This window comes from Pseudomonas medicaginis, assembly GCF_965119365.1.
Classification (GTDB): Bacteria; Pseudomonadota; Gammaproteobacteria; order Pseudomonadales; family Pseudomonadaceae; genus Aquipseudomonas.
Genome location: NZ_OZ221631.1, coordinates 2,952,196 through 2,975,706 on the forward strand (window position 1 = coordinate 2,952,196; position 23,511 = coordinate 2,975,706).

A 23,511-nucleotide genomic window follows, 5' to 3' on the forward strand; every position below is an offset into this window, starting at 1 on the left:
GCGATAACTAGCGGACCCCTGCGTTGCGCAGTGCTGTGGGGGTGTATTCGGCGCTGGAGGCCTTGAAGCCGAACTCCATTTGGTCTTTCTCTTCGTTGCGCATGCCGGAGACGATGTAGCGCCCGTTGACGAGGTCGTACAGGGTCTCGACGCCCAGCCAGGGAATCTGTTTGTCATAGAGCGGGGTCATGAAGCCTTCGGCGGTGCGCCAGAGCGTGCCCCGGGAGTCGAAGTGATCGGCCAGCACAATTTGCCAGGTGTCTTCATCAAGGTAGGCTACGCGCTTGGAGTAGATATGGCGCTGGGCCGATTTGAGTGTTCCCTCGATCACCCATACACGATGCCGCTCGTAACGGGGAAGGTCGGCGTTCAGATGCCCGGGTTTCACGATGTCGGTGTATTTGAGGTCGGCTGATTCGAGCTCGAAATTGTTGTAGGGGATGTAGATTTCTTTCTTGCCGAGCAGCTTCCAGTCGTAGAAGTCAGGCGCCCCGTTGTACATGTCGAGGTTGTCGGCCACGCGCTGGCCATCGGATGCGGGAAACGGGCCATCGTAGGAAATCTGTGGGGCACGTCGGACACGGCGCTGGCCGGCGTTGTAGATCCAGGCCATACGCGGTTCTTTCACTTGATCGAGAGTTTCGTGGACCAGCACCACATCACCGGCCAGTCGCGCCGGGGCGGTGACCAGCTCCTTGTAATAGAACAATACGTTTCCCGGATCCTGCGGATTAAAGTCGTTTAACTGGTCGCGGTAGCTGAATTGCTGTTTGAAGTAGACCGGCGTAAAGGTGCCATCTGCCAGCGGGGTCGCCTGGACGTAGGTGCGCTTGGCGCTGCCTCCGCGATAGCGGGTGAAATGATTCCATAGCACTTCCAGGGCGCTCTGCGGCATTGGAAAAGGGATGGCCGTCTCGAAATGCTCAAGACCGTTGCCGCCGGGCAGCAGTGTCGTATTGACTGCGTTGCGGGCGGCGGCCTGGTAGATGACGTCGGGGTAGTTGGCACTACGGTGCGACGGGAAAACTCGCAGTCGGTAACTGTCCGGGTAGCGCTTGAGCATGGCCTGCTGTCCAGGCGTCAGCTTGTCGGCGTATTTATCCATGTTTTGAGCGGTGATGACGAACAGTGGCTGTTCGTTGGCGTAAGGATTGTTCAGCCGACCATTGGTGGGATCGATCTTTCCAGCCGCCTTGTCCAGGCCGCCGTTCCACGCGGGGATGCTGCCGTCGGTATTACCCTCCTTTTGCGCACCGACAGGCGTTAATGTCGTACCGAGTTGGCTGGCTTCGCTGGCAGGCACCGCCGCCTGGAGCGTGCCGTGAAAGGAGGTGAATGTCAGGGTCGCAAGGAGCAGGATGGTGTTTTTCATTAGGGTACCACTCGATTAGAAGGAAACGCCGAAGCTCAAGGCAACGAAGTCGCGGTCAATGTTCGTGTTGTATTGGCCTGCGAAGTAGTCGGTGTAGGAAAGGCTGGCGGTGTAGGTATTCAGGTAGGTCGCGTCGATACCCACGCCGATGGATTTGGAGCCTTCGTTGAATCCCGGTTCCGGACCGTAGCCGCTGACATCGTGGGACCAGGCCAGACTGGGGCGCAGCTCTACACCGGGAATGACGTTGGTGTATTCCCAGATGGCACGCGCGCGGTAACCCCAGGATGTTCGGGTGGCGAAGCCGTCATCATCGCAGTTGCTGGGGGTGGCGGTGTTTGTCAGCGCGGTACACAAGCTGTTGTTTGGATACCGCTCGCCTTGACCGTAGATGCTGTTGCGGCCGTAGCGGATGCTGTCTTTACCTTCCAGCCCGCCAATGAAGGTGACGCCCAGTTCGGCGACCAGGGTCAGGCGATCGGCGCCCATTACCTGATCGAAGAAGTGCGTGGCGGTCATCTGGGCCTGGGTCACCTCCTTGCGCCGGTAGCCGCTGATATCTTCGCCCGCGTTCGCTTGCACGGCACCGGAAGTCAGCAATGGCGAAAGCACGGACAGCCCGCTCGCGGCTGCGACCAGGTCGACCGAGTTGATCTGCAATGGCATGTTCGGCCGGTAGCTGATCTCGCCCGCCAGCGTCGTGCCGGTGGGCAGCATGGTGCTGAAGCTCAAGCCGTAGAGGCGAATATCCTCGGGGTAATCGACATAATACCGCGAGGTGCTCAGGACGCCGGGCGTGGTAGCGGCGATGCTGCTGAAATAGGGTGAACGACTGTGGTAGTTGATGTAATAGGCGGCGAACTCACTGTTCAGCTCAGGAGCGAACCAACGCAGGGCCGTGCCCCATTGCCCTCCATCGCGTGCATCGCGATCGCCCGTCCGGGTCACTGTGCCCAAGGGGTTTTCCAGTCGGGTACAGCCATCGGCCATCACATCGGTCTGCGAGAAGAAGGTGCCGCAATTGTCGAGCACTGTCTGGTCCCATTCCAACTGATAGAAACCCTCGATGGAGACTTGCTCGTTGAGGTTCTGCGACAGATAGAGCAGGTTGACGGGGATCAGCGCTTCCTTGATTTCGGAGCCGGGCCTGCGAAATGCCGACACATCGACAGGGTTGATGGTGTTGATGCCGCCCTGGATAAAAGTGCTTTCCCCCCAGCTCACTACCTGCTTGCCCACCCGCACCGTGCCGGGCAGGTCGTCGATCAGGTAGTTGTGGTAGAAAAAGGCGTCGAGCAACTCCGCGCCGGATGCCTGGGCGGCAGCCTTGCGATTGTGGTCGTCGATGTCGGTGAATGGCCGGCTCTCATCCTTCAGCTCGAAGTCGTACCAGTACTTGCCGCGCATGAATACGCCGCTGTCGCCATATTTGAGATCGAGGTCGTGGACGCCCTTGAATACCTTGGAGAAGGTTTTGCCTTTCTCGAAGTTGCGCCGTCCATCATCGGAGGCTGCGTCGTGAAGCAGGTCGGGGTCGGGATTACGCAGCGCCCAGCTTGCGCCTATCGACAGGTTCGAATCGAACTGACCTTCGATGTCGCCCAATTGGAAGGTCATCGCCGAGGCGGTATTGGCGGCGAGTGTACCAAGCGTGAGGGCAAGAGCAAGGCGAGCGTGGTGCCGTGGGAGTTGTCTATCGTTCATGTGTATTTACTACCTCTTGTTATTGTTGGGGCGCTTGATACAGGTGGTGCGTTTCTCAGGCACAGCAGGTCCCGCTGGCCGATTCATGAAGGTTGGCCAGTCTGGGTTTGTCGTGGTGATCAGTCGATCAGGTCAGAGACGTCGATTCGGAGATCGCTGTCCTCCAGTGCGGCGCGTCGAGCCATTCAACCTGGAAGCTGTAGCGTCCCAAGGCCTGCTCCAATGGTTGGCGCTGGGCGCCGACGGTAATGCGCGCGACGAGTCCGCGCCGGGCGTCCTGGACGACGTTCAGGTCGAAGTCGGTCACACCGATTTCCTCTGCTGCCTGCTGCACGGCTCGTGCGATCTCGAGTCGTTGCAAGGCTGGCTTGAAAATTTTTCCCACCGGTGTCAGGGGCAGCGCCTCAAGAATCTCGATGCGCTTGGGAATGGCGGCGCGCTCGGCGATGTTGCCGCTGGCAAAAGCCAGCAAGTGGGTACTGTCCACGCTTTTCCCTGCGGTCAGTTGCACATAGGCGACCGGGACTTCTCCGGAATGAGCATCGGGGCTGCCGATCGCCGCGACCAAGGCCACAGCAGGGTGTGCTTGCAGCACCTCTTCGATCTGCTTCGGGTCGATATTGTGGCCGCCGCGAATGATCAGTTCCTTCTTGCGCCCGGTGAGCCAGAAATAACCCTCGGCATCCTGGCGTCCCAGGTCTCCGGTATTGAGCCAGCGGTTTGCGCCGATCTCGATCCAGACACCGTTGTTGTGACTGTCTTTCAGGTAACCGGCGAACACATTGGGGCCATGGATGGCGATAACGCCGACCTCGTCCGGTGCGGCATCGCGCAGGTATTCACCGTGGTAACCAAGTATCACGGCGCGCATGTCCTGGTAGGCCAGGCGCAGGCCGACGGAGCCGATCCGCCGTTCGCCATCCGGCGGGTTGGTGGAAGACACGCAGGCGCCTTCGGTCAGGCCGTAGCCTTCGAGGATGTGTACGCCGATACGCTGTTCGAACTCGCGGAACAGTTCGACCGGCATGGGCGCCGCACCGCACAGGGCGTATTTCAGGCTGGACAAGTCGTAGCCTGCGCTTGGCTGCTGGAGCAACGCCGAATAAACGGTGGGCACACCGGAAAAGAAATTGATGCCGAAATGCTCGACCATGGCCCAGAAATTCGAAATGACACCTTCGCCGCGATAGCCTTGGGGTGTGCCGATAATCACGCGGTCGCCATGGGTCCAGGGCATTAGGCCGGTCACCAGTTGGCCGTTTACATGAAACAGCGGCAAACCGCAGAAAATGACCCGGTTGCTATCGTGCGGCTGCAGGTTGGCGGCCATCGACCAGGCATTGAAGATCTCGGAACCATGGGTACGGATGGCGATCTTCGGCAAGCCGGTAGTGCCGCCGGTGCAGAAATAGGACGAGGCTTCGTGGGCGTGGATCTGCCGGCCGCTCTTGAGATAATCCGCGGGCTGGCGGCGCATCAGCGTGCGCAAATCATGGATACGCCGGCCGCGATGACGGCCTTTCTCACGCCTCGCCATCCAGCGTAGCGCCAGGCCGGGCAGGGTGCCGACATAGGGCGTCATGCCGACCCATACGATGTCTTGCACGCTGGGCAACCGCTCCAGTTGACTGGCCAGCTTTGGCCACAAATCGGCACCCGGCGTTGGCGCCAGCGTCACCACCAGCTTGGCATTGGCCGCTCGCAACAGTTCGGCGATCTGCGCCGCTTCCAACAATGGGTTGATCGCCATGACGATACCGGCTGCCTCGCCACCCCAGATGGTGAAGTGGGTTTCCGGCAGGTTGGGTAGCAGGAAGGCCACCACGTCCTTCGGGCTGATACCGAGATCGTGGAAGGCGTTTGCCGTGCGGGTGATGTCGGCAAATAACTGCGCATAGCTCCAGTCGTGGGTGCGCTCGAATGCCTTGGCATCGAGGACAAAGCTCAGGGCCGGCGCTTGCGCATGCTCCTGCGCGCAACGTTGCAGGGCCGCATACGTGCTGGAGGCGAGGCCCTGTTGTTCCAATGGGATGCGTTCGATGGCGTGGATATCCGCCAGAGATTTCACGGCCATCAGTTCTGCTCCACGACCAGGTTGCGCTGTACGCCGAGGTCAATCTCGCCGTCGCTGCTCCAGATACTGGCCTCGACCATGTCACCTTTTTTGAGGTAATAGCTGCTGCGTCCTTCCTGGGTCTTCATGAAGGCTTTCCACTTCAGCGCCTCCGGCAACAGCGCGCCGATGCGTTGTTTGGCCTGGGACGGAACGGACAACGCGCAGCCCGCCGGCGTACCGGTGGCGATCAGGTCGCCAGCGGCTAGATCCTGCACACCGGCCAACTCCGTTAATGTTTGCGCCGGCTCGTAGACCAGGTTGCCGGTGTTGTCGCGCTGGCGTACCTGACCGTTCACCGTCAGACGCAGTTCGAGTTTCTTGAGCAGCGGCATGTCCTTCTCTTCGAGCAGGCACAAGTAAGGACCGACCGGGCCGAAGGTGCGATAGCTTTTCCCCTTGTAGAATTGCATCTGTGGTATCTGGATGTCGCGTGCCGAATAATCGTTGACGATCACCACCCCGGCGATGAATTCGTGCAGGTTGGCGTCAGTGACGGTTTCCTTGTTGCTGACTTCGCGCTTGAGCACCAGGCCCAGCTCGATCTCGTAGTCGAGGAAACGTACTTCGCCCGGCTTGATCAGTTCGCTGTCCGCCGGGACGATGCAACTGGTCGCCTTGGTGAAGATCATATTGAAGTTCTTCACGTCGGGGTCCATGCCGGATTCGATCATGTGTTGCCGATAGTTGGCGCCCTGGCAGATAAACTGCTGGTTGCGGGTGATGGGCGAAAGCAACCGCACGCCTTCGAGTGCCAGTTCACCGCCCTGCAACCGGGCCAGTTCCTCGACTCGGGTCTGGCGGATCAGTTCACCGGTGCTGGCATATTCGCCGGGAATACGCGTGATGCGTCCCTGGCGAATCACGCCCCATTGGGTTTCATTCTGGTGTTCGAAGTGGACGATATGAACAGGCATGATAGGGACTCCCGGTGAAGCAGTTGAATGCACACAAGCAAAGATTCTTTGTTGTTCTTTTGCAGCGACACAGGTTGGCAACATTGCGCCACCGGCCAGGATGAGGCCGGTCTTGAGCAGGGGGCGGCGGCTCCAGTGGCGCATGCTGGTGGCCCTAGCCGAACATTCGCGCAAGCGTGATCAGCTTGCGCAGGGTCAAGTCGGGGCTGCGTCGCAGGTTGCGCATCAGCGCCCACAAGCTGGACAGGCTGATGGCGGGTTTGGTGAAGCTTCTGGGCATCCGCTGGCCCCATTGCGACATTGCCTCGGCACTGATCGCATGTAACCCGGCGGGTCGATCCGCAGTGAACAGATCGCCGTCGCAGTAGTGCTCGTGCTTGTCGCCCCAGGGGTCTTGCCAGTAATCGAAAATCTGGCTGCCGAGAATGTGCCGACCGATGCCCCAGGCGTGTTTCCAGCCGCATTCGCGCAGCACGCGCTGCCCCATGCCGACGGCGTCGGTATCGACCACTTCATAGGCGCTATGGCTATAGGTCGCCATGAAGCCTTGAGCAAGCGCCAAGGTGTGGTGGTCGGCGGGCGTTTCGCCTAGGTCCAGGCGCAGGAAGGCCACCGCCGGTGAGCCATCCGGCAGTACCTGCACATCGCTGGGAATGAAGCCAAAGTGCTGGGTATACCAAGTGCAGGTGGCTTGAAAATCGGCGACCTCGAGCACGACGTGACCCAGTTTGATGATCTCGGGCGGAGTTATCGGTGGGCGTTGGGTGGCATTGATGCGCGGTTGTTCGTCGACCAGATTGAATGGCAGCGCCGCACGGTGCGACAGGCTCTCGACGGGTTGCTGGCCATGAGTGGCCTCCACCAGGAAACCGGACGGATCGGTCAGGCGTACCCGCTTACCGCCACCGGGGCCGTCTAGCGCCTCTATCGCCGAGGCGCCCGGTAGGCGCGCAATGCGCTCAAGATCGGCGCGTGAGGCGAGTGCCAAGCCGAAACCGAGGAAGCGCGTCCGCTCGGCCTGGTGCACGCGGTAGCAGTAAGGGGCTGTTCCGGTGCCGCGCAAATAGAGTGTTTTAGGTCCGCGTTGAACGGGGCGCAACCCAAAGTCACGCAGGAAGCGCTCGGCCAGGTCCAGATCTGGACGCTCGAAGATCAAGTAACCCAGGGCCTGGGCCTTCACTGTCGGCTGTGGATGCCGTGCCGGCTGTGCGGTAACGAGCACGGGTGGAACGCTTGGTGGTGCCATTATTGTTGTTCTCCGTGGCTTTTTTCAGGCAAAGCCGGGCCATCGATCCCGTAAGGCGGGATCGTGGGGTGTCAGGTAAACAATCAGTCCTGGGCGGGCAGGGGCGGCAGTTCGGCGGTCGCCAGTTGCCGTGCTTCCTCTTCAGGTATTCCCAGTGCTCGCAGGACCAGTTCAGCAGTGTGGCTGCCCGCGTCGCGCCAGGTCTTGATGCCCTCGATCACCAGGAACATCGAGCCCAGCGTGGCGCTGGCGATCAGCGAGATAACGGTGGCCAACTGTTCCTGACGAAATCGATAGCGCTCTTTATGCAAACCCATCAGTACATCGGATGTCGCCTGGCTGTAGAACATCTCGCGCAGCGAAGCATTGCTCAGGGCGAAGCGGTTGAGGAAAGCTCCCCACTGCGGCTCTTCGTGGGTACGACGAATGAAGAAACGAATACCGTTGGCCAAACGTTCGGCAGGGTCCTCCAGGTTGACGAAGCTCTTGCTGATGCGCTCATGCATTTCCATGCTCAGTTGGCTGGCCACCTGCTCGAACAACAGCTCCATCGTCTCCACGTTGTTGTAAATAGTGCCGCGGGCAACACCCGCCTCCTGGGCGAGATCGCTGATGTTCAGTTGAGTAACGCCCTTTTCGGCGAACAGACGCAGGGCGGCTTGTTGAATGCGACGCTGCGCGGGATTGAGCTGAGCCAACGGGACTGCCTCCATAATCAAGTTGTGCTAATTGAACATCAGTGTTCAAAATTGGTCAATTGTTATTTTTTTGCTCGCTGATACCTGACATCTTTGCAATAATTGAACATTTGTGTTCAATTGTTGCTGCTGGTGTGCTGTTGCCATTCGCTGAGTGATTCGTCCGCCGCCATCTCCGTCGCCGCTATTGAAGGATTGATTGACATGAGCAAGCTGTTTCAACCCCTGCGCCTGCCCAACGGGGCGGTCATTCCCAACCGCATCGCCAAGGCGGCGATGGAGGAAAACCTGGCCGATCCCGACCATGCGCCGGGCCAGGCGCTGATTCGCCTCTATCGCACCTGGGCGGAGGGCGGCGCAGGTTTGATCATCACGGGTAACGTGATGGTCGATCGCCATGCCTTGACCGGACCGGCGGGGGTGGTCTTGGAAGATGAACGCCATCTCGACCGTTTCACTGCCTGGGCGTCCGCCTGTCGCAGTCGCGGGGCTCAGGCCTGGTTGCAGATCAATCATCCGGGCCGGCAATTGATGGCCAGTATGGGGCAACCGGCCCGAGGTCCCTCGGCCATCGCCGTGGATATCCCAGGCTTTTCCAAGCTGTTCGCCCGGCCGCTGGCGCTGCAAGAACAAGAGATAGAGCAACTGATTGGCCGCTACGTGTCCACGGCCGTGCTGGCAGAGCGTGCCGGGTTTACCGGGGTGCAGATTCACGCCGCCCATGGCTATTTGTTCAGTCAGTTTCTTTCACCGCTGTCCAACCAACGTAAGGACCATTGGGGCGGCAGTCTGCAAAATCGGGCGCGCATTCTGCTGCGCACTGTCGAGGCCGTACGTGCCCGGGTCGCCCCTGGATTCTGTTTGGCGGTCAAGCTCAACTCGGCGGACTTCCAGCGCGGTGGCTTCGATGTCGAGGATGCTGATGCCGTGGTGCGGATGCTCAACGAGTGCGCGGTGGATCTGGTGGAGCTTTCCGGCGGCAGTTATGAAAGTCCGGCAATGCAGGGGCAGACCCGCGACGGCAGCACATTGAGACGAGAGGCGTATTTTCTCGAATTCGCCGAGCGCATCGCGGCCGTCGCGCGTATGCCTGTCATGGTCACCGGTGGGATCCGTCGCCGGGCGGTGGCCGAACAGGCTGTGGAGGGGGCGGTGTCGATGGTTGGCCTGGCGACTGCGCTGGCGGTCGATCCGACGCTGCCCAAATACTGGAAGGCGGGTGAGGATATCGTGGTGCAGCCTGTGACGGTGAACTGGAAGAACAAGGCGTTCGCCGCAGCGGCCGCCCAAGCAGTAGTGAAAAAACAATTGCTCTTGCTTGGCAGAGGCCGGCGCACCGATCCGCGGATTTCACCGTTGCTAGCGCTTATCGGCAGCCAGCTCAAGCTGCGGCGACAAACGCGCCGCTACCGGCAGTGGGTGGCTGGCGACTGAGCGACGCTCAGCCCGGCAGTTCCTGCCGGGCGAGCTTGCGGGCTTTGGCCGTGGTGGCACCGAGCGCTCTGAGCACCATCTCGCTCACTAGACTGTCGTGCTCGGCTACGCTACGGCCTTCGACGGCACTGCGCATGGCGCCGAGGGTGCAGGACACCACCAAGTCGAGGGCAACGCCTTCGTCGCTGTAGGTGAACGAGCCTTCTTCCCCTCCGGCGCGTAGATCGGCGAGCACATAGCCGGCGATCTTCGAGCGCATCGCCTGATCGAAATGCACCACGCGAATCACCGCGCTGGCCCATTGCGGATCGTCGATGGCTCGGCGAATGAACATGCGCACGCCAGTCACCAGGCGCTGGGCGCCACTGCGAATGCCCATGCTGCGCCGAGAGATCGTTTCGGAGAACTCGTCAGCCAGCGCGAGTCCGACCGCCTCGACGACTTCGTCGCGAGAGCGGAAATAGTTATAGATGGTCCCGCTGGCCATCTCCGCTTCGGCGGCGACATCGAGCAGGGCTATTTCGCCAACTTCCTTGCGCGCGAACAGGCGCACGGCGGCATCGATCAATTCTCGCCGCGTACGCTCGCGTTTCTTGTGCCCGCGGGTGAGCGGGGGTGGAGTGATTTCGGCGTCGTCTGTGTTATTCATCGTCTGGCTCACCTGAACAATGACGCCGATGATAGAGGACTGTCACCCCGAGTGGCAGAGCCATTCATTGTCCAAGCAGCTCGATACAGTCGGCGACCAGGGCCTCGGCGTGTCGAGCCGGGCCGTCATGCATGATGATGCGGTCGGGACGTACCACCAGCAACGTGTGTGGTGGCGCCATCGACATCAGGCGTTGACCGATGTCCTCGACGAAGGGGGTGTCAGTGTCACTGCGTTGGCCATGTAGGCCAATTTGCAGATAGCGACCTCCAACGGCCGTCCAGCGGCGGTGTGTCTTGGCTGTCAGATGCCTGCGTGGATCGGTGCCCAGGCCGACGAGGGTCAGGCTGTCACCCAGGACCTCGTCACTCGGCTGGATAAGACCGTCGGCGCTGCGTATCAGGCCTTGGGGGAAAAGCCCGCCGCGCTGGACCGGACCTTTGCGGGCCTGACGAATGAACAAACCGTTCTTGAAGATATTCTTTGGCTTGATATCGAGTTCTTCGAAATGGCGTCGGACGGGAGGAATCAGGTTGAGCGCGCGCATCAGGCCATGACCGAGCGCGGCCAGGACCACGTTGCGCGGCATGATCAGGCGGCCCATGTACTTCGCCAGATCGATCATCTCCTGGGCATGCGGTCGACGTTCATTGTCGTAGCTGGCGAGGATTGTCGGAGCTGCCTGGCCGCGCAGCACCCAGGCGAGTTTCCAGGCCAGGTTGGCGGCATCGCGTAGGCCAGCCACTAGGCCCTGACCGACGAAAGGCGGCGTAATGTGAGCCGCGTCGCCAATCAGAAATACTCGCCCACTGTAAAAACTCCTACAGCAGCGCGCATGGAAGCGGTACACCGCCTTGCGTTCAATGGTGAGCTGGTCGGGGTCGATCCAGGGGGCGAGGAGCTTGGCGATGTGTTCGGCATTTTCCGCCTGTTCACGGGTTTCGTTCTTGCGCAGCATGAACTCCCAACGCTCCCGGCCGCCCGGAGCTGGCATGTGCGGTGTGGGGCGTCGGTGATCGCAGAGGAATTCGACATGGTCGATGGCTTTGCGCTCCCGGCCACAGACGTCGACGATCAACCAGTCTTCCGTGTAGCTGTGTCCGCCGAAGTCCTGGCCGATGAGGCTGCGCACTTTTGAGCTGGCGCCATCGGCACCGACCAGATAACGGGCGCGCACGGAGTGGGACTGGCCCGCTTCGTCGCTCAACTGAGCGAGCACGCCGTCGCCATCCTGACTCAAGTGATCCAGTTGCAGCCCGCCCAGGCTTTCTACGTTGGAGAAGCGTCGGTACTGGTCGCGCATAGAGCGCTCCAGATCCGGCTGATAGAAGGTGACCAGCTTCGGATGACCATCGAGGCTGCCCGCGGTATTGGCGCGGCCGAACTGCCCGAGCATCGGGCAATGCATGCGCACCTCGGGAATCACGATCTTCTCGAAGGCATCCTCGGCCAGGCCGGCCAACTGCAGGATCCGCAGAGCTTCGTTGTCCAGGGCGATGGCACGGGGCATCAGCAGGATGTCATGCACCTTGTCGATCACCAGGGTCTGTATTGCGTGGCGCCCAAGCAGCGCAGCCATGGTTGCTCCCACGGGGCCATTGCCCACGACCAACACGTCCACTGATTCCGGTAGTCGATGATTATTGTTCTTGTTCATCTCGGCTTCTTGCTGTTGGAGAAAAGGGAAAAGCGGTGCGTGGAGGATTAATGACACATAAATCAAAAATGAGCAACGCATCAAAATTGATTAGTTTTTTTGGCGGGCTTTTCCGGTAGTCAGTCCTGGATGATCTTCACCAGGACAACGTTCATTCGCTCGGGGCCAGGCAAACAACGCAAACACCTTGAGCGCGACTCATGAACAAATTCTTGCCGGCGATAACTTGCAGCGCGGCGAGGATCAGCGCCTGATAGCGCTGACGTGCTTGGTCGCCGAATTGCGTTTGGGAGAGCCTGAGAATATCGACAATATCGGCGCGTGCTGCATCGGAAATCCGATACTGCGGCATCTTCAGAGTTTCTCCCTCGCGGGGACGCTGGCCTCCTGGCTCAACCCCCCAAGGTATTGCTCCAGATCCCCTTCATTTAATTGAGTGAATGTCCGCGATCGAGATCCATTATGCCGATCGAGGTCGCCTGACGCAGGGCCTCGATTTTGGCGGCGTCTTCGGCGACAGGCTGTTCCAATAGCCGCAAACCTTCTCGCATCACTTCGCTGACATTCTGATAGCGGCCGGACTGAACCAGATCATGGATGACCTGTTCCTGGTGAGGGTCAGAACAACGTTTTCCAGCTTTGGATAAAAACAGGTTCTTTCGATTATTGGCATATTATGCCGTTTTGCCTGCGAGCCCATGTTTGGGATTTGCGTCTGACGAGCTGCGTTCCGCGCGTTCTCCGCTTTCCAACCGCAACGTACTCGTTTATGGTCAGGAAACGTTGTAACCGACGATTCCCGTGCCGCGCGTCATCATGGAACGGGCGTCTGGATCGGTCAGTGAGACCTGTTTATCCGGCGATTCGTTGAGCTGAGTTTCAATGACCTGTAACTCTTTCATCTGAGTTTTGAGCTTGTCGATTTTCTCTTGAAGACGAGCAGCCTTGGGCTGTGCGATCGGTGGTTCTTGCCGATCGGCTTCGTCGAGCGCAACTCAGATACCGATTGATACTCGATTCAATTTCTTCCATTCGCCGCTTCAGTTTGGCGCTGGTGAAATTGCGGTCGCGGTTGTTGACGGCCTTGAATTTACTGTCATCAATGGCAACCAGATTTTTTCCGAATAATCTCAGTTGCTGGCACAGCACCATGAACTGGTGGCAGACGCCTCGGATGGCCTTGCTGTTGCCATTTCGTAAGTTGGCAATGGTCTGGAAATCGGACCTTAAGCGGCCAGTCAGCCACATCAGTTCGACGTTGCGCTGGGCCTCTCGCTCCAGGCGCCGGCTAGACTGATTACGGTTGACATAGCCGTATATATAGATTTTCAGCAGGATTGCAGGATGGTAAGCAGGCCGGCCTGTATCAGCTGGAAAAGCGCCATCAAAACCCAACGATATCAGGTCAAGTTCGTCAACAAAGACATCGACTGCGCGCACCGGATTGGTATTGCTGACGTAGCCGTCGAGGGTCTCGGGGGGAAGGTACTTTGGCCTCGATGTTCACCTTGGATAAAGCGTTTAATAGGCGATCCTCGCGACAAAAATGCTCAGAAATCATAGCAAGGGTTTGAGAGCGCGTTTTAACACACTCTGGGCCTATAGCTGCCACTCATAATCAACAGTAAACCACCCATTGCAGCCGGTCGCGCCCGACGCAGTCGATCAAAATTATCTGCTGATTCTGGGTTTGAGGGGGCGGGAAAAATTCAGACGCCTTGAAGGTCGATGACTCAGCTCTTGTAGAGTAACGCCTCAACTACAACGCCAAACGCTGACGAATGTTCACGGCGATTGGGGTAGTAGAGATGGTAACCGGCAAAGGGTTGGCACCAATCTTCCAACACCCGCACAAGGCTACCGTCGGTAAGCTCCTTCGCCACCATGTCCTCTGGCAGGAAAGCCAAGCCACATCCCGCCACGGCCGCACGCAGAATTGGCACGCTGCTGTTGAATGTCCATTGGCCTTCGACGCGGGCCTTGAGTTCGTGGCCATCCTTTTCGAAATCCCATTGCATCAGGCTGCCGTGAGTCGGCAGGCGCAGGTTGATGCAGTTGTGCGCCGCCAGATCTCCCGGTTCTATCGGGTAAGGCCGATGCTGGAAATACTGGGGTGAGCCGACAACTGCGATGCGTAACGATGGCCCGATCGGCACGGCGATCATGTCCTTGGCCACCTGATCACCCAGTCGCACACCCGCGTCATAGCGCTGCGCGACGATGTCGGCGAGGGCGTAATCGACGGTGATTTCGACCTTGATGTCCGGGTAGTCGGGCAGCACCTTCAGCAGCTTTGGCCAGAGAATATTGTTCGCCGCATGCTCGGACGCCTGAATCCGCACATTGCCGGCGGGGGTGTCGCGAAACTCGCTGACTGCAGCCAGTTCCAGTTCAATTTCTTCAAAGCGCGGCGCCATCGCTTGATACAGGCGTTGGCCCGCCTCCGTTGGTGAAACACTGCGCGTAGTCCGCGTCAGCAAGCGCACGCCCAGCCGGGTTTCCAGTGCCCGCAGAGTGTGGCTCAGCGCTGACTGCGAAACGCCCAGTTGCGCGGCAGCACGGGTAAAACTCCCTTCGCGGGTGATGACCACGAAGGCTTGCAGGTCGTTGAGATTGGGGCGGGACATTGATGAGAGCCTCTCATGAGGAGCGCGTGATTATTCCATGAAAGCAGGTCGCGCACGGATGCGCGACCCTTGGCGCGCTGATCACAAGGTGCGTGCGTAAAAATCCGTCAGTTTGCCGATCGCCGCATCGACATAACGCGGCACCCAGTAGGTTTCAATGTGGGTGGCGCCATCGATGATGAACACCTCCTTGTCGGTGGTGCCGGTGGCTTTGGGGAACGCATCCTGAGTCATGTACAGGCTGTCGGCCTTGCTGCCGGCGATCATCAGCAACGGTTGATTGATCAACTCGATATGGTCGGTGGCGTCGAAACGCATCAGGTCGATAAGGCTGCTGGTGGTGTATTTGAAGGTCGAGTTCGGGTGCGCGTGGGTTTTCCAGTAGTACTCATAACCTTGGCGATACAGTTCGAAGGGCAGTTTGGCAATCTGCTCGTCGGTGAGGTTGGCATCCCCCGAATACAGCACCGCGCCCCCCGCTGCTTCTTGCGCGCGGGCTGCTGATGCCTGTTGCAAACGTTGCTGGACGCTGTCCATTTGCGAGTCGTTGTAGCCGTTGCGGCGTACTCGACCCGAGTTGAACATGCTCACCGTCGCCAGGGATTTGAAGCGTTTGTCGGTTTGCGCCGCCGCCAACGAATAACCACCGCCGCCACAAATGCCGAGCAGGCCCAGACGCTTGTCATCCACGCCAGCGAACTGGCTGACGAAATCGGCCATGCCGTGAATGTCTTCGATGCGATACGCCGGTTTATCGATGCTGCGCGGCTGACCACCGCTGGCACCCTGATAGGCCGCATCGGCCGTGATGGTGATGTAGCCCTGCTCGGCGAGGCGCTGGGCATACAGACCGGCGACTTGCTCTTTCACACCGCCGTTGGGATGCGCGACGACCACGGTCGGGTAGGTCTTTTTCGCGTCATAGTTGGCCGGGGTGTAGACGTTGGCAGCAATGTCCAGGCCGTTGAGCTTGTAGCTCACCGGATGGATGTTGACCTTGCCCGGTTCGTTTTTGCTGATGGCGCCGTCGTAAACGAGGGTGAACGGGTTCTTCTTGTAGTCGGCGGCCAAGGCTTCGCCTGCCGAGAGGCCGACCAATGCCGACATGAACGTGGCTTTGAGGGTGTTCTTCACGTGAAGCTCCTGAGCAAAAAAAGGGCGGCAGTTGCAAAAGTATTTGGGTCAGTCGAGCTGTTTTTCTTTGAGGAATTGCGCGACCAGGTCAGCGATCTGCACGTTGTTCAAATCCGACATAGGGAAATGGGTGTTGCCGTGAATGCCAATCTCCGGCAGGTGGATCAGTCGCACATCACCGCCGTGGCGATTGACCGCGTCACGCCACAGTCGGGCCATTTCCAGGCGTGCGCGCCAACTGTCCTGGGCGGGCAGATCGACTGCCTGTTCCGGGATGTTGTCGCCGTACAGGATCAGAATCGGAATGCGCGTCAGAGCCATGAATCGCTCCATCGGCACCGCTGCGCCTTGCACCGTGTCGAACGCGCTGGGGATCGGCGCCGGCACTTCACCGTCAGCAAACACGAAGCTGCTGCCCGGTTCGAACGCCACGATGGCTTTGACCTTGTCGTTCTTGATCGCCGTCAACCAGCCCGGCCCGCCACCCTGAGAATGCGTAAACAGGATGCCGGGGCCGATTTTGTCGAACAGCGCCGACACACCATTGGAGACCACGCCCATGTCAAACGGCCCGGTGTTCGGCGTCATTGTCCTGAAAAACTGCTCGCGGGTCTGGGCGTCCTGTGCCACTTGCACGCCGTTGAAGTAGCGGGGCCACAGGCCGATGCGGAACTGGTTGAACCACAGTTGTTCGTCCGGCACAGGCCTGATGGTGGTCTCGACCATGCTGCGCCCGGCATCACCACGCCGGGGCTGATCGATCAGATAGACGCCGTAGTGGCGGCGCAGAAAGATGTTCTGAAAACCCTCGCGACCATCGGCGGTGGTTTCCCAGGTCTTGGAAAACTGACCCGCGCCGTGCCACATGACGATGGGCAGTTTTCGCGCGTCCACCGGGATTTGATAGAAGGCGTAGGCGTGGTCACCGTGGTAGGTCTGGCCGTTGGGCGTCATCGGTTGGCGCGGGTTGAAGGTGCCCGGTGCCGTGGTCATCGTTCCACCGGCGGCGAAGCTGCCTTGTTTCTGGATCAGCAGCGGGCCTTCGGAGTGGTTCGCGCAGGCCGCCAACAGGCTCAACAGCGTGACGCTAAGCAAATGCTTTGCAGATTTCATGTTATTTCCCCGAGGCCGCGAGGGCTTGGGTCAGCGCAACATTGGCCCGCTCGGCAGTCTGCGCATCGCCATGTTTTTTCAGCAGCTCAGTGACTTCGCGCAACTGTGCCGCGCTGAGACCGACGCGCAGGCTCGCCGCCATGTGCGAGCGCAACTGAGGCTCGACCCCCGGCGTTGCCGCCAGCGCTCCGACGGTCGCCAGTTCGCGACTTTGCCAGTCGAGGTTGTCGCGCTCGAAGATGTCGCCGAACAGGTGCGTTTGCAGGAACTGGTTGATCACTGGGGCGAACTCGAACACCGGGCCTTTGACCGGGGCGCCGGAGATTTTCGTTTGATTCGCCGCACCCGCTGCCAATAGCTCATCCCCGACCGGAATCGCCCGGCTCGGCTCACGCCCCGGCGCATCGTCAAGGCCGCGCTGTTTGCGCGCCTGCACCACGGTCATCAATTCATTCAAGGCGTTGAGGCTGCGCGGGAAGCCGACGTAGGCGTAGAGCTGCACGAGAACTTCGCGGGTTTCGCTAATGGTCAGGCCGGCATCAAGCCCTTGGTTGAGCGCCGTGTTGAGGCTGGGCATGTCGCTGCTCGCCATGAACGCCGCGATCAGTGGAATGGCTTGTTGCTGGCTCGACAAGCTGGCTGCGCTGGCGGGTGTGCTGGTCATGGTGGACGAAGCCTCGGCTGCTTGAGTGGTGACGCTGAACATCGCCCCGACGCTCAGGCAGAGCGCCATGAGTGTGGGGAGAGCAGTGCTGTTGCGGGTGTCAGTGATCATCGTGAAGGGCTCCATCCATTGCGGGGGCTGCGGCGTCGCTGGATCGTAAGGAGGAAGGTTGTGGCGATTAACCCCGAAATTGCGCATGGACTCCTGAGCAGAACTCATGAGTCGACGTTGCAATAACCGCTGGAATCCCGGTGCGGGCCTGTTGTTACGGGGCCTCGAGGTTGCGTGGCGGTTTTGCCGCGATCGTGCCGGTCGGGCAGCTTCGACACATTAGGTAACTTCATTTACCGGCGTATTGCCCATCCGAGACCTGTTCCGCCCAGATGACGGTCTTACCATCCTCAGCCTCTGCGATGGCGATATGGGTCATGCCGTTGCCTGCCGTAGCGCCGTGCCAGTGACGGGTGTGCGGCGGGATCCAGACAACATCGCCCGGACGGATCTCCTGACGCTGCCCGCCCTCTTGCTGCACGTAGCCGACGCCAGCGGTGACGATCAGCGTCTGTCCCAGCGGGTGGGTATGCCACGCCGTGCGTGCACCGGGTTCGAAGGTCACCGTGCCGCCGCCAATACGCGCGGGCGCATCTCCTTTGAACAGACCATCAACGCGCACCGTGCCGGTAAAGTTTTGCGCCGCGCCCTTGATCAAGGGCTGAGTGCCGTTTGGCGTAATGCGGATTTCGCTGGCGGCCTGGGACTCTGCAGCCATCAGTGACAAAGCAACGAGTGGCGCAATCAATCGGTTCATCGGATTGGTTCTCCGGTCAGACAGGGAAAGCGACGTCGCACATGGCGCCGCGTTGGGCAGACTCAGAGTCCGGTCATTTTCAGAGCCGGCTCCGGCAGACGTTCACCGTGCACCTGAATCTGCGCCATCTGTTCGTTGATCACGCGCAGATCGTCGCCGGTCAATTGCAACTCGACCGCGCCCAGGTTTTCTTCCAGGCGATGCTGTTTGGTCGTGCCCGGGATCGGCACAATCCACGGTTTTTGTGCGAGCAACCAGGCCAGTGCCACTTGGGCCGGCGTGGCGTGTTTGCGTTGCGCGACGGCTTTCACCACATCGACCAACGCCAGATTGGCCCTGCGCGCTTCAGGGGAAAAGCGCGGGACGAAATTGCGGAAATCGCTGGCGTCGAACTGCGTGTTCTCGTCGATCTGACCGGTGAGGAAACCGGCGCCCAGCGGGCTGAACGGTACGAAGCCGATCCCCAGTTCTTCCAGCACGGCTAGCAGTTCCAGCTCCGGGCCACGCCAGAACAGCGAATATTCGCTTTGCACCGCCGTGACCGGTTGCACCGCGTGGGCCCTGCGAATGGTTTCCACACCCGCTTCAGAAAGGCCGAAATGCTTGACCTTGCCCTCGGCGATCAGATCCTTGACGGTGCCGGCCACGTCTTCGATGGGCACCTGGGGATCAACGCGGTGCTGATAAAACAGGTCGATGCAATCGGTACGCAGACGCTTCAACGCCGCTTCGGCCACGGCGCGTATATGCTCCGGGTGGCTGTTGGTGCCGCCACCACGTGCGCCGGTGATCAGGTCGATATCGAAGCCGAACTTGGTGGCGATGACGACCTGCTCGCGGATCGGCTGCAAGGCCTCGCCCAGCAGCTCTTCATTGGCGAACGGGCCATACGCTTCGGCGGTGTCGAACAAGGTGACGCCTTGCTCGTGGGCCGATCGAATCAGCGTGATCATGCTGGCTTGGTCGGCAGCCGGCCCGTAGGCCGACGTCATGCTCATGCAGCCAAGACCCAAGGCGGACACTTCCAGGCCATTGCCCAACGTGCGGATTTTCATGGAGTTACCCCGTACAGAATTCGATTAATGCGTGAGAGGGTGATCTTTCAGCCAGCCGTTCACGCGTTCCATGGTCTTGCGCTCCTGCTCACCCTCCATCACAAAACCTTCCAGCACTTTGGCCTTCGGCGCGTGCTTGACCAGCACACGGCGGCTGTTGCCCAGGCCATATCCACCATGGGTGTTGAAGGGGATGAGGGTCTTGCCGGTCAGGTCATGGGCGCTGAGGAATGCGCGCACGATCGGCGGGGCGGTTTCACCCCAGATCGGAAAGCCGAGATAGATCGTGTCGTAGTCGCTGAGGGCGTGAACCGTGTTTTGCAGGTCGGGTTCGAAGCCACTGCCACGTTCTTGGCGCGCTTGTTCCACGGTTTGCAGATAGTCCTCGGGGTAGGCGTGGGCGGGGCGAATCTCGAACAGATCGGCACCCAGTCCACGCTGGATCAGACCAGCGACCACGCGGGTATTGCCCGAGCGCGAGAAATACGCGACCAGAATCCGCGAGCCGGAACGCGGCGTTTCACGGGCGCCTTGCGTGTCGGCGAGCGACAGCAGCGGGGCGCTGGCCAGTGCGGCGATCACCGTGCGCCGTAGCGGATCGTGATCGTTGCTCATCGGCCGACGCGCGCCTTGAGGGCCTCGGGATAGCGCTCGCCTTCGATGCGGATCCGCGCCAGCGCCGTATCAATGGCCTTGAGTTCGGCGGCGTCGAGGGTGATGTCCGCGCCGCCGAGGTTTTCTTCCAGGCGATGCAGTTTGGTCGTGCCCGGAATCGGCACAATCCACGGTGCCTGCGCGAGCAGCCAGGCCAGCGCGATCTGGGCCGGTGTCGCTTGTTTCTGCGCAGCAATCTGACGGATCAACACCACCAGACCCTGATTGGCCTGCAGCGCCGACTGGCTGAAACGCGGGACGATGCTGCGGAAGTCGTCGCTGCCGTAAGTGGCCTCCGCCGACACCGTGCCGGTGAGAAACCCTTTGCCCAATGGACTGAACGGTACGAAGCCGATGCCCAGCTCCCAAAGCGTGGGCAGGATCTCCTGCTCGGGCTCGCGCCACCACAGCGAGTATTCGCTTTGCAGCGCTGTGACCGGCTGCACCGCATGCGCACGGCGAATGGTCTGCGCGCCAGCCTCCGACAGGCCGAAGTGCTTGACCTTGCCTTCGCTGATCAGATCTTTCACCGCCCCAGCGACGTCTTCGATGGGCACGTCCGGATCGACGCGGTGCTGATACAGCAGATCGATGTAATCAGTCTTGAGTCGACGCAATGAACCCTCGACAGCAACCCGGATGTGCTCGGGGCGGCTGTTGAGAATCTGCTGTTTATTGTCGTCGCCGAAGGTGAAGCCGAACTTGGTGGCGATCACCACTTGATCGCGCACTGGTGCCAGGGCTTCGCCCACCACTTGCTCGTTCAAGTACGGCCCGTAGACCTCGGCGGTGTCGAAAAAAGTCACGCCAAGATCGACCGCCGAACGAATCAGCGCGATCGCTTGCGCAGTGTCCGTCGCCGGGCCGTAACCATGGCTCAAACCCATGCAGCCAAAGCCGAGTGCCGACACTTCAAGTGTGCTGTTGCCAAGTGTGCGCTTGTGCATTTCGTTCTCCCAAGCTTGCGTTGGGGAACAGTAAGCGCGCTAACGACTGAGGACTAGACGGGTAAATCGGCAAGGCTTCATGAGGTTTGCTCATCAGTCCCGGGAAAGGGGATGTGTCGACTATCGAATGAAGGCCTGCCTCACGGTACGCCATCACCGCTCGCACATAAAAAATCTGACACTCTCGTTCTGGGGGTGCTCCAAATTTCCTGTCTGTAAAGGCACAAGGAGTTAAGGCTTAGCTCAGTAGTCAGCTCGCAGAAAAAGAGCTGGCCGGCACGGCAGGCGTACGGCTGATTGACTGTGATGGGCTTCGGGCCGCTTACGTCCAATTACCTGTGGGGACGAACCAAATCGCATAGTCCAAAGCCACCTGTTCTTGGCCCTTGATACGCCCCAAGAACAAGTCCAGAATCAAGTCTTTTCCTGCTCTGGCAAGAAAAGAAACCCCTTAGATTTCAATGGGTCGGACACCAGATACGAGTCTCGTTTCCCGCTCCAATTATTTTTCTATAGACTTCTATTGAAGTATGTAGAAGCCCAAAAAAGAGGCTTCGGCCTCTTTTTTTATTCCAGTAAAGTCCATTCGGATACATCAATAGCCACAATTTTTCAGTACGTTATTTAGTACATCAATTCGGCATTTGATAAATCGCTTTTTCGTGATACTCACCTCACTGGAAACCGTACAAATCTCCTCTATTCAAACGAGACGGAGATTGTAAGATGGCTCTCACCGACTCTGCAGTCCGGCATGCCAAACCCCGTGCAAAGGACTACACCCTCCCTGACTACAACGGCCTTGCCCTTTTCGTAAATACCAAAGGCGCCAAGTGCTGGCACTTCCGCTTTTCCTGGGCGGATAAGCAACCCCGTATTTCGCTCGGTACCTATCCTGAAGTTAGCTTGCGAAATGCTCGTGCGCTGCGTGATGTTGCGCGGGCACAGGTCGCCAGGGGCATTGATCCGCGAGTCCATCGGCAGTTGGAGCGTAATGCCAGGCGCCTGGCCACGGAGAATGCCTAAGAAACGGTTGTTCAGCATTGAAAGTGGTACACAAAATTGAACATCGTGTTTGTGGTCGTGGGTCTCGACAGGCCGGTCGGACCCAGAACCTCCCACTTTAATTGGCCGCCGAATCGGCTGACAGCGAGGGCGCTCAGGTTGAGGTGTAGAGGACGACGCCTTACCTTCGTCGTTTATGGCCAGTTAAACCGTTGGGCCAGGTCGGTGATCAGTTGTTGGGCAGGTGCAACTGGACCTCCATGGCGTCATGAAGGAGTCGGACAACCTCGATCACGTCGTCGTTTACCACACGATAGAACACGATATGCCGTGGGCTTGACCATCCCATGGGGGTGTTTGGCCTGCTGGCGTGAATAAATGAGGTGATAGCTGCGAAGGCCCGGTGCAAACTCATCGCGTTCGAGGCTGCCAATGCGATAAGGCGTGTCGGCAATCGCTTGCAGCGCCGCGAGGATTAGTGCCTGGTAGCGCTGGCGTGTTTGATCGCCGAACTGCGTCTGGGAGAGTTTGAGGATGTCGACAATGTCGGCGCGCGCCGCGTTGGAAATCCGATATTGCGGCATGTTCAGTGTTTCTCGCGCGCGGGGAGGGTGGCCTCCTGGCTCAATCCCTCAAGGAAATGCTCCAGATCCCCTTCGTTCAACTGAGTGAAGCGCCCGTGCTCAAGGTCCATGATGCCTATCGAGGTCGCCTGCCGCAGGGCCTCAATTTTGGCGGTGTCTTCGGCGACGCGCTGTTCCAATAGACGCAGACCTTCTCGCATCACTTCGCTGGCATTCTGATAGCGGCCGGACTGCACCAGGTCCTGGATAACCTGTTCCTGGTGAGAGGTGAGCACAACATTTCGCGTCGCCATTATTAGCTCCAACTCAGGATAAACAGATTCTTTAGATCATTGGCATATTATGCCATTTTGCCCGGGGGCACATAGCTTGAGAGCTGAATCTGACGAACTGTGTCGTACAGGGTCATCCTTCGTGCTGAACAGCGCGTGAAGGCTTTGGACGCAATAGCGCCACGCCCGAACCTCAGTGCGCAGCCTTACAATCCGAAACAGGATTATTGTTGTTTAAACGCGACATTATAGAAGCCCGTATTCGCGACCCTTCTAGGTGGAAACCTTATTCAGGACGGGACAGCGGCCCTATTCAGGTCAAGATCGAAATTACGCATTACTCGACCTTTTAATTTTCGAATGAGTGCCACAATCGCAACCCTGTCTGCCATCTGATCACGCGGAAATGAAAAGCGTTTATTCAGCGAAGCAGAATTCGACTTGCTGGGACTTCATCACTGAGCGACGAATTGAGGGCTTAGAGGGTCGAGGAATTAGTGACCCAGCCCCCGACGAAATCGCCAGATTCTCTAGAACACCCTGGTGGGCTAGATCCGCCAGTTCCTCTTGGGTACGACGCAGCAAAGCGTTTACGGACTGACCTGACTCGGCGCAAAGAGTAATAGCCACCAGAGTCAGAGGATTCACACTGAGTGAGCCACTCAAAGCCGTGATCATCTCTAGCGTTGGGCTTGACTGGGCTCGCTCTAATTTTGAGACGTATGTTCGACTGCTGACTTCGGCGAGATTTCTCTGAGTCAATCCTCTGCCGGCGCGCATCGCTTTAAGCACAGCAGCAAAAGCATTTTTGAGCGACATAAACACGTTCCTGATTCGAGCCTGCCTCTTTGAGCGTCG

At 59.3% G+C, this 23,511-nt stretch carries 20 protein-coding genes and 4 pseudogenes; 2 read left to right on the forward strand and 22 right to left on the reverse strand.

Annotation, left to right across the window (positions count from 1 at the left end; translation table 11 throughout):
- Window positions 1–7 precede the first annotated feature (7 nt).
- The 6 genes from ACMTA2_RS13110 to ACMTA2_RS13135 all read right to left on the reverse strand — a co-directional run bounded on the left by ACMTA2_RS13110 (window position 8) and on the right by ACMTA2_RS13135 (window position 8,050).
- Window positions 8–1,372 carry a DUF1329 domain-containing protein gene (locus tag ACMTA2_RS13110; RefSeq protein WP_413795172.1) on the reverse strand — a complete coding sequence of 455 codons (1,365 nt, stop codon included), beginning with the start codon at window positions 1,370–1,372 and terminating at the stop codon, window positions 8–10.
- A gap of 15 nt (window positions 1,373–1,387) precedes the next feature.
- Entirely contained in the window at window positions 1,388–3,076 is a 1,689-nt protein-coding gene (locus ACMTA2_RS13115; protein ID WP_413795173.1) for a DUF1302 domain-containing protein, read from the reverse strand.
- Window positions 3,077–3,203: 127 nt separating this feature from the next.
- Window positions 3,204–5,150 carry an acyl-CoA synthetase gene (locus ACMTA2_RS13120; RefSeq protein ID WP_413795174.1) on the reverse strand — a complete coding sequence of 649 codons (1,947 nt, stop codon included), beginning with the start codon at window positions 5,148–5,150 and terminating at the stop codon, window positions 3,204–3,206.
- Entirely contained in the window at window positions 5,150–6,109 is a 960-nt protein-coding gene (locus tag ACMTA2_RS13125) for a fumarylacetoacetate hydrolase family protein (protein ID WP_413795643.1), read from the reverse strand. The genes ACMTA2_RS13120 and ACMTA2_RS13125 overlap by 1 nt, the downstream gene beginning before the upstream one ends.
- Before the next feature lie 151 nt (window positions 6,110–6,260).
- Entirely contained in the window at window positions 6,261–7,352 is a 1,092-nt protein-coding gene (locus tag ACMTA2_RS13130; RefSeq protein WP_413795175.1) for a VOC family protein, read from the reverse strand.
- Between the two features lie 83 nt (window positions 7,353–7,435).
- Window positions 7,436–8,050 carry a TetR/AcrR family transcriptional regulator gene (locus tag ACMTA2_RS13135; protein ID WP_413795176.1) on the reverse strand — a complete coding sequence of 205 codons (615 nt, stop codon included), beginning with the start codon at window positions 8,048–8,050 and terminating at the stop codon, window positions 7,436–7,438.
- Between the two features lie 204 nt (window positions 8,051–8,254).
- On the opposite strand from ACMTA2_RS13135, the gene ACMTA2_RS13140 reads away from it, so the two are divergent.
- Complete coding sequence (locus ACMTA2_RS13140) at window positions 8,255–9,484, forward strand: NADH:flavin oxidoreductase/NADH oxidase family protein (RefSeq protein ID WP_413795177.1); 1,230 nt, start codon at window positions 8,255–8,257, stop codon at window positions 9,482–9,484.
- Window positions 9,485–9,491: 7 nt separating this feature from the next.
- Here the strand turns inward: ACMTA2_RS13140 and ACMTA2_RS13145 are convergent, their stop codons facing one another.
- The 13 genes and pseudogenes from ACMTA2_RS13145 to ACMTA2_RS13205 form a co-directional block, all read right to left on the reverse strand.
- Window positions 9,492–10,133, reverse strand: coding sequence for a TetR/AcrR family transcriptional regulator (locus ACMTA2_RS13145; RefSeq protein ID WP_413795178.1), 642 nt, complete (start codon window positions 10,131–10,133; stop codon window positions 9,492–9,494).
- A 64-nt stretch (window positions 10,134–10,197) separates the two neighbouring features.
- Window positions 10,198–11,790 (reverse strand): bifunctional 3-(3-hydroxy-phenyl)propionate/3-hydroxycinnamic acid hydroxylase, encoded by a 1,593-nt coding sequence (locus tag ACMTA2_RS13150; protein ID WP_413795179.1) that lies wholly within the window; start codon window positions 11,788–11,790, stop codon window positions 10,198–10,200.
- Between the two features lie 214 nt (window positions 11,791–12,004).
- A pseudogene (locus tag ACMTA2_RS13155) lies at window positions 12,005–12,142 on the reverse strand (type II toxin-antitoxin system RelE/ParE family toxin); the annotation flags it as partial.
- A 2-nt stretch (window positions 12,143–12,144) separates the two neighbouring features.
- Window positions 12,145–12,443: pseudogene (locus ACMTA2_RS13160) on the reverse strand (type II toxin-antitoxin system ParD family antitoxin).
- A 126-nt stretch (window positions 12,444–12,569) separates the two neighbouring features.
- Window positions 12,570–13,316: pseudogene (locus ACMTA2_RS13165) on the reverse strand (transposase); the annotation flags it as partial.
- A gap of 207 nt (window positions 13,317–13,523) precedes the next feature.
- The gene (locus tag ACMTA2_RS13170) at window positions 13,524–14,417 is read right to left on the reverse strand and encodes a LysR family transcriptional regulator (RefSeq protein ID WP_413795180.1); all 894 of its coding nucleotides are present in this window, start codon (window positions 14,415–14,417) and stop codon (window positions 13,524–13,526) included.
- Window positions 14,418–14,498: 81 nt separating this feature from the next.
- Window positions 14,499–15,551, reverse strand: a complete 1,053-nt coding sequence (locus tag ACMTA2_RS13175) for an alpha/beta hydrolase (protein WP_413795181.1) — start codon at window positions 15,549–15,551, stop codon at window positions 14,499–14,501.
- 48 nt (window positions 15,552–15,599) lie between these two features.
- Entirely contained in the window at window positions 15,600–16,544 is a 945-nt protein-coding gene (locus ACMTA2_RS13180; protein WP_413795644.1) for an alpha/beta hydrolase, read from the reverse strand.
- A gap of 121 nt (window positions 16,545–16,665) precedes the next feature.
- A complete protein-coding gene (locus ACMTA2_RS13185; protein ID WP_413795182.1) occupies window positions 16,666–17,439 on the reverse strand; it encodes a carboxymuconolactone decarboxylase family protein in 774 nt (257 codons plus the stop codon).
- A gap of 229 nt (window positions 17,440–17,668) precedes the next feature.
- Window positions 17,669–18,136: a (R)-mandelonitrile lyase gene (locus ACMTA2_RS13190; protein WP_413795183.1), complete on the reverse strand. Its 468-nt coding sequence runs from the start codon at window positions 18,134–18,136 to the stop codon at window positions 17,669–17,671.
- A 62-nt stretch (window positions 18,137–18,198) separates the two neighbouring features.
- Window positions 18,199–19,191, reverse strand: a complete 993-nt coding sequence (locus tag ACMTA2_RS13195; RefSeq protein WP_413795184.1) for an aldo/keto reductase — start codon at window positions 19,189–19,191, stop codon at window positions 18,199–18,201.
- 24 nt (window positions 19,192–19,215) lie between these two features.
- Window positions 19,216–19,806: a flavodoxin gene (locus ACMTA2_RS13200; RefSeq protein ID WP_413795185.1), complete on the reverse strand. Its 591-nt coding sequence runs from the start codon at window positions 19,804–19,806 to the stop codon at window positions 19,216–19,218.
- Window positions 19,803–20,792, reverse strand: coding sequence for an aldo/keto reductase (locus ACMTA2_RS13205; RefSeq protein WP_413795186.1), 990 nt, complete (start codon window positions 20,790–20,792; stop codon window positions 19,803–19,805). The genes ACMTA2_RS13200 and ACMTA2_RS13205 overlap by 4 nt, the downstream gene beginning before the upstream one ends.
- A gap of 726 nt (window positions 20,793–21,518) precedes the next feature.
- Between ACMTA2_RS13205 and ACMTA2_RS13210 the strand changes: the two genes are divergently transcribed.
- A complete protein-coding gene (locus ACMTA2_RS13210) occupies window positions 21,519–21,818 on the forward strand; it encodes an Arm DNA-binding domain-containing protein (protein ID WP_413795187.1) in 300 nt (99 codons plus the stop codon).
- 208 nt (window positions 21,819–22,026) lie between these two features.
- Here ACMTA2_RS13210 and ACMTA2_RS13215 read toward each other — a convergent pair.
- The 3 genes and pseudogenes from ACMTA2_RS13215 to ACMTA2_RS13225 form a co-directional block, all read right to left on the reverse strand.
- Window positions 22,027–22,381 (reverse strand): annotated as a pseudogene (locus ACMTA2_RS13215) (type II toxin-antitoxin system RelE/ParE family toxin).
- 2 nt (window positions 22,382–22,383) lie between these two features.
- Window positions 22,384–22,674, reverse strand: a complete 291-nt coding sequence (locus ACMTA2_RS13220) for a type II toxin-antitoxin system ParD family antitoxin (protein ID WP_413795188.1) — start codon at window positions 22,672–22,674, stop codon at window positions 22,384–22,386.
- Window positions 22,675–23,070: 396 nt separating this feature from the next.
- On the reverse strand, window positions 23,071–23,472 hold the full coding sequence (locus ACMTA2_RS13225; protein ID WP_413795189.1) for a helix-turn-helix domain-containing protein: 402 nt from the start codon (window positions 23,470–23,472) through the stop codon (window positions 23,071–23,073).
- Between the last annotated feature and the right edge of the window lie 39 nt (window positions 23,473–23,511).